The 1,967-nt window shown below is 51.8% G+C and carries 2 protein-coding genes; one reads left to right on the top strand and one right to left on the bottom strand.

What is annotated here, in order from left to right; genetic code table 11:
- Nucleotides 1–903: EAL domain-containing protein (locus Q1A34_RS21890; protein WP_300039632.1), on the top strand; the 903-nt coding region annotated here is incomplete at its 5' end.
- Nucleotides 904–1,168: 265 nt separating this feature from the next.
- Here Q1A34_RS21890 and Q1A34_RS21885 read toward each other — a convergent pair.
- Nucleotides 1,169–1,312 (bottom strand): hypothetical protein, encoded by a 144-nt coding sequence (locus tag Q1A34_RS21885; RefSeq protein WP_300039630.1) that lies wholly within the window; start codon nucleotides 1,310–1,312, stop codon nucleotides 1,169–1,171.
- Nucleotides 1,313–1,967: the final 655 nt, after the last annotated feature.

The raw sequence follows: 1,967 nt of genomic DNA, 5'->3' as shown, positions 1-1,967 counted from the left end.
ACTGCTTTGATCGCCGGCAAGTCCATGGGACGCAATCAGACTGTCCTTTTCCAGGAAGATATGCGCGGATTGGCAGTAAAAACCGCAAGGATTGCTGCTCAGATAAAAGTCGGGCTCTCCGAAGAAGCGTTTGAGCCCTTCTACCAGCCTCAGATCGCAACTCCGGGAACACGGCTCATCGGCCTTGAAGCGCTGGCTCGCTGGAAACAGCCGGATGGGACCTATGCGCCAGCGTCGTCGTTCATTGATGTGGCAAATGAAACAGGGCTGATCACGGAAATTGATCATGTGATATTGCGACAGAGCCTTGATGTTCTCGGTGTTCTCGCCAGGCAGGGCATTCTGGATCCACGGGTATCCGTTAACCTGTCAAGCGTTCAGCTCCGCAACGAGGCAATCGTTGAGCGACTATTGGATGAGTGCCTTGTGCGGAACGTATTGGCATCTCAGGTCACAATCGAAGTATTGGAATCGACACTTCTGGACGAGAGGGCAGATACGATTGGTCAGAACATCAACGCACTGTCAAAGGCAGGCTTCAGAATTGAGTTGGATGATTTCGGGACGGGGCACACCGCTCTTGCGAGCCTGACACGTTTCCCCGTTCACCAGATAAAGGTAGACCGCAGTTTGGTCGAGGGAATAGATAATGACCAGAATAAACGTGCAATCGCCGGCGGTCTTTATCTTGTATGCAAAAGACTTGGGATTGAGGCGATCGCGGAAGGTGTTGAAACCGAAGCCGAACTGGCCGCACTGAACGACATAGGCTTCACAAACTTCCAAGGATACTATTTCGCACGACCGATGTCAGAGCAACAACTCGTGGGTTGGATAACCTCAAGAGATATGGTTGCTTATTCATCCGGTAAGGTTAGCAGCTATCGATCGCTCGCCAAATAGACATAGACCAGAGCGGCAGACTTGAACAAATGAACCAAGCCGGCCGTTTCAAGCGAAAAATGTTCCCTCGTATGCAGTGTCCGGAACACTGTGAAACACCAAACGCCCTCAGTTTAAACGGATGCAGTTTGTTGTGTATGGGGTCTGTCAGTTTTTGAACGAGATCGTGCAAGGAATGGCATGGGTTAAACAGCTCAGGGACAAAAACCTCTACCCAGAAAGGAAATCCGCTTGCCAAAGCTCTGAACATTTACGGGCGAGGGATTCAGACCGGTTCAAGCAATGCATCAAGCACCCGCTTCAGATGAAAACGCCTCAAGGAATTGCTTGAGTACAGCGCAGCCGAGAACTTCCGGGCGATGGAACTGTCGCTGGTGTAGGCAACAACAAGCGCAAACAGCATGCCCATCCGGATCAGCTATTCGGCAACAGGTTCACGCGCGGTGTCTGACCCGATATTTATGTCAAGAAACACCGTACGGACGGATCTGGACCGGTACGTCCATGGCTTCTTCCACGTCCCTGCATGGCACAATTGTTGGTACGCCTTCCTTGCTCAAAAGACATCGAAAGATCCATTGCCAGCATCCATCGATCCTCGACTTTCAGAACGCCGCCGCCCCTCATAATCCATTAAAGCACGCCTTCCAGACTGAGCCTGAAAATCGCACCCTCAGGGCTTCTGAAGTAATTTGAGGGACCCTCCAGCTCCTCGGAGCGGATGTTGCAGAGATGAACACTGCCGAAATCCCTGATCGGAAGAGGTCGGGGCGCTATTTCCGGGCATCCGGTTTCCAGGCACTCAAACTGAGCCGAAGTCCCGCTCCAAATGCCGTTCAGAACAACCATTCACAGCGGTGTACTGAGCGTACCGTACTTCATCGAATTAGTGACCAGTTCGTAAATCGCATTTGAAGATGTCAGCACGTATTGCTCCGGGATCAGAAGATCCTGCTCCAAGCGCATTCCAGTTTGTTCAGATGAGCGAGGCAGCAGATTGACAACGGTCTATCAGCGACAAAGCCTGGTTCTCTGATGAAGACCACACTGTTCCGGCAGCTCGG

The sequence above is a fragment of the uncultured Roseobacter sp. genome, from assembly GCF_947491795.1.
Taxonomy (GTDB): Bacteria; Pseudomonadota; Alphaproteobacteria; order Rhodobacterales; family Rhodobacteraceae; genus Roseobacter.
Note: the sequence above shows the minus strand (reverse complement) of the source record. Positions and strands in the feature narration are given on the sequence as shown.

Bases quoted from the DNA above. Each gene is read 5' to 3' on its own strand.
- Q1A34_RS21885 (WP_300039630.1), bottom strand. From the start codon at position 1,312: ATGGGCATGCTGTTTGCGCTTGTTGTTGCCTACACCAGCGACAGTTCC.